Genomic DNA, 3,745 nt, shown 5'->3' on the forward strand with positions numbered 1-3,745 from the left:
CTCATCGACCACTTCCTCAAGCCCGCCGCCAGCGCCCAGGGCCACCCCGGGTTCGAGCACTTCACCTTCGACCACGTCCTCAACGGCGTGATCGACGCCGTGGGCGAGGAGGAAGGCGACGAGTGGCAGCCGATCGTCCAGGACAACACGGTCACCACGGTCGAACCCGAACGCGGAGAGCCGGACTGGACGGGCGAACACTGCCAGCGGATCGTCGAAAACGAGGACACAGCCTGCTGCGCCGACGCGGAGATGATTCCCCTCTGGCCGGCCTGAGCCCTGCACCGGACAGTTGCTTCACCATGCCGCAGCCTGGCACGGGCAAATACTCGGAGGTCGCTACAGGGTGACGGCCTCCCAGGGCCTTCTCAGGGCCCGGCAGCCTACCGCCGGTAACCGTGTTTTGCGCGCCACCGTGTCCCGGGCATGATCCCAGCTTGTGGGTCTACGACTGCTGTACTTGATCTTCTGCCGACTGTTTGGCTGGCTCGTCCTGCTGGGCCGCTCCTCCGCCGCGAACAAGGCCGAGATTCTCGCCCTACGCCACGAGGTCGCTGTACTCCGTCGCCAGGTCGGGCGGCTGCGGATGTCGTGGGCAGACCGCGCCGTACTCTCCGCTCTCGCGCGCCATATGCCGTCCGCCTTGGGCCGACACCGGCTGGTCACTCCGGGCACGCTGCTGGCCTGGCATCGGCGCCTGGTGCGCTGGAAGTGGCGCCGGCCACCGGCCAGGCCCGGCCGACCACCACTCTCCGAGGAGATCGTCGCGCTCATTCAGCGCCTGGCCACAGAGAATTCGACCTGGGGGTACGTCAGGATCCAGGGTGAGCTCCGGCGGCTCGGTCACCGGGTCGCCGCTGCCACCATCCGCCGCATCCTGCACCGCTCCGGCCTGCCGCCCGCACCACGGCGCGCCACCCGACAGACCTGGCGCGCCTTCCTTCACACGCAGGCCCACACGCTCCTGGCCTGCGACTTCATGCACGTGGACACCGTGTTCCTCAAACGTCTGTACGTCTTCTTGGTCATGGAGATCAAGACCAGGCGCGTCCACGTACTCGGCGTCACCGTCCATCCGAGTGGCGAGTGGGTGGCGCAACTCGCCCGGAATCTGCTGAGGGACCTGGGAGACAGAGCCGGGAGCTTCCGGTTCCTCATCCGGGATCGCGATTTCACGTTCACGGCCGCCTTCGACGCCGTCTTCGCCGGCAACGACACAGAGGTCATCCCGACGCCGCCGCAGAGCCAGCACTCGAACGCCTTCGCGGAGCGGTGGATACGCACAGTGCGCGCCGAATGCACCGACCGACTGCTCATCACCGGCGAACGGCACCTGCGGTCCGTCCTCGCCGAGTACGCCGAGCACTACAACACCGGCCGTGCCCACCGCGGTTTGGAGCTGAGGGCCCCGGGCGACGCACCCAACGTCATTCCGCTGCCTGCCACTGCCATTCGGCGCCGTCGAGTACTCGGCGGGCTGCTCAACGAGTACCACGCCGCATCGATCACGCCTTCCCGGTCGCCGAGGGAAACGCCCAGATCAGTGGCCTGATCGGAGTTTTGAAACCCTTCAGGGCAGGGGTGCTGCGGCTACTGCATTCGCGACCCCAGGCCGCCCTCAACGGTCCTCGCCGTGGCGCAGCACGTCGGCCAGCTGGTCCAGGTCCGCGTTGACGCCCTTCAGCATCCGCACCGTCTGGTGGTAGGCGGTCGGGCCCATACACGGGATCGCGGCCCGCAGCAGGTCGAAGCCGTCCATCAGCGGCTCGAGGGCCTCGAAGTACATCGCCTGGTGGACCAGCAGGACCGGGCTCTGCAGACCGGCCTCGATGAGCTCGGAGCACCTAGCGAGCAGCTCCGGGTCCGGCTGGGCCGCGCGCAGCGCGGGCAGGTAGAGCGGGAAGGCGAAGGCGTCCCGCAGCACCGCGTACGGGTCGACGAAGCGCTCGGTGCGGCCGTCGTTGTCGAACTCCAGCGACAGCTCCGACACCGGGCCCGCGCACTCGGGGACGACTTCCAGCATGGCGGTCAGCAGGGTCTCGCCGTCGACGATCTCAGTGATTTCGCGGGGCATCGCAGCTCCTCTGGTATGCCCGGGAGACCTTGATGTCCCAGGGAGAAATGAATGTGGCGGGTGGTGGCGCTCGGCCTGCTCCAGCGAGTCACCACCCGCGAGCCCGGGGCGGCTGGTGAGTTTTCCCGCCCGGCCGGATCGGTGGGTTTCCGATGGTGCCGCAGGTCGGGGGCCGGTGAGTGATGAGGATCCGCGAGATTGGCTCTGGTCGGAGTTCCGTGAAGCCTTGATCCTCATCACCGGCGTCCCCTTCAACCAACTCGCTGCAGTCGTTCCCACCGACTATCACCCCGCACGCGCCACCCTCACCCTCCGCGACCCCACCACTACCGAACTGTGCCACCTGACCGACGCCGCCGAGGGCTTGGCCGCCGTCATCCCGCAGTACCTCCCCGCCACCTGGCCGCCGGCACCGACGCCGCAGGTGAGGAGCCGCGGCCCTTCCGAGACTCCTGGGCGCCTTACCGGGCCAGGTGCACGTCAGCGCAACCTTATGGGTTCATTAGTGGATCTGGTTCAGGCCGGTTACGGGCGAGGGGCAACCCTACGATCAGTGCTGCCCGCCCGGGCCGGCCGCGAGAACCGGCCGACTTCGGTTCGCAGTCCGTCTGTACCGTCCCCGAGGCATACCGAGGGGGCATGCAATGGCATTTCCGCGATTCGCCGTAAAAGACCCTTGGATTCAGAACACCCATGACCTTGCCTTCTGACACAGTGCCGTCCCGTGGCACGGCTACTCCGTCCGACACCCCCGGTGTGCGGTGGCGGGTGTTCGCTGTGGCGTGCTCGGCGATGGCGCTCGCCATCGGCATCGTCCTGCTGTTCGCCCGGCCCGCCGCGGCCGAAGCCCCGATTCCGGGCTCCCCACTGGACGCGTACGACAGGCAGATGCTCTACGACATGGGTGTTCATCTGATCGCCCGGCTCTGCGCGATCATCTCCTACGTCCTGATGGTGGCCACCGTCGTCCTCGGCGTCGCGCTACGGATGCGCTACTTCCAGCGCCGTGTCAACCGGAGCACGGTCTACGGGGCCCACATGACCATCGCCGTCTCGGCACTCATCTTCGGAGCGCCTCACGGGATGACTTTCCGCTACCAGCTTGTCTGGCAGATCGGCACCGCCCACCTGGTCGTGCCCTTCACCGGCGGGCAGCAGCCGATATCGGTGGGGCTCGGAATCCTCGGCACCGAACTGGCCGTCGCCGCCGGATGCTCGGTGTGGCTGCAGCAGCGGCTCGGCGGCGTCGACGCCAGGCTGCTGCCGCGGACGCCCGTGATCAGCAACCGGATCCGCACCGTGCGCACGCTGGCCGACGCGTTCGCGATCCAGCAGGCCATGCGGACGGCGCGGACGCAGCACGTGGTGATCCTCGGCGGAGGCTTCGTGGGCCAAGGCAGGCCCGAGGGCATCGACAGACGTCACGTCCCCGCGACCGGGCGCCCCCGCGCCCGTCCACCCGGGAGCCGGCAGGTGCAACGCCGCACCTGCCCCGCCTCGCCGACAACCGAGCCACGTCCGACCTCCCCCCAGCCCCGTGCAGCCGCCGCACCCCTGGTGCGGGCGACCTGCCCGCCACGGGGCGACCAGACCTGAGGAGAACACCTTGACCGTGAGTTCCGCCGACTACGGACTGGGTCTGAGCACCTTGAGCGACGTCGAGCTCTCTGC

At 68.4% G+C, this 3,745-nt stretch carries 3 protein-coding genes and 1 pseudogene; 3 read left to right on the forward strand and 1 reads right to left on the reverse strand.

Annotated elements, in window-relative coordinates; all coding sequences use genetic code 11:
* Both ACWCXH_RS39700 and ACWCXH_RS39705 read left to right on the forward strand, forming a co-directional pair.
* Nucleotides 1-276: pseudogene (locus tag ACWCXH_RS39700) on the forward strand (hypothetical protein); the annotation flags it as partial.
* A 163-nt stretch (nt 277-439) separates the two neighbouring features.
* On the forward strand, nt 440-1,552 hold the full coding sequence (locus ACWCXH_RS39705) for an integrase core domain-containing protein (protein ID WP_449806384.1): 1,113 nt from the start codon (nt 440-442) through the stop codon (nt 1,550-1,552).
* A 66-nt stretch (nt 1,553-1,618) separates the two neighbouring features.
* Here the strand turns inward: ACWCXH_RS39705 and ACWCXH_RS39710 are convergent, their stop codons facing one another.
* Nucleotides 1,619-2,074, reverse strand: coding sequence for a hypothetical protein (locus ACWCXH_RS39710; RefSeq protein WP_449806385.1), 456 nt, complete (start codon nt 2,072-2,074; stop codon nt 1,619-1,621).
* Nucleotides 2,075-2,866: 792 nt separating this feature from the next.
* Here ACWCXH_RS39710 and ACWCXH_RS39715 point away from each other — a divergent pair.
* A complete protein-coding gene (locus ACWCXH_RS39715) occupies nt 2,867-3,670 on the forward strand; it encodes a hypothetical protein (protein ID WP_449806386.1) in 804 nt (267 codons plus the stop codon).
* Nucleotides 3,671-3,745 lie beyond the last annotated feature (75 nt).

The sequence above is a fragment of the Kitasatospora sp. NPDC001660 genome (genome assembly GCF_053596725.1).

Coding starts and splice junctions, on each gene's coding strand:
- ACWCXH_RS39715 (WP_449806386.1), top strand. CDS start 2,867: ATGGCGCTCGCCATCGGCATCGTCCTGCTGTTCGCCCGGCCCGCCGCG.
- ACWCXH_RS39710 (WP_449806385.1), bottom strand. CDS start 2,074: ATGCCCCGCGAAATCACTGAGATCGTCGACGGCGAGACCCTGCTGACC.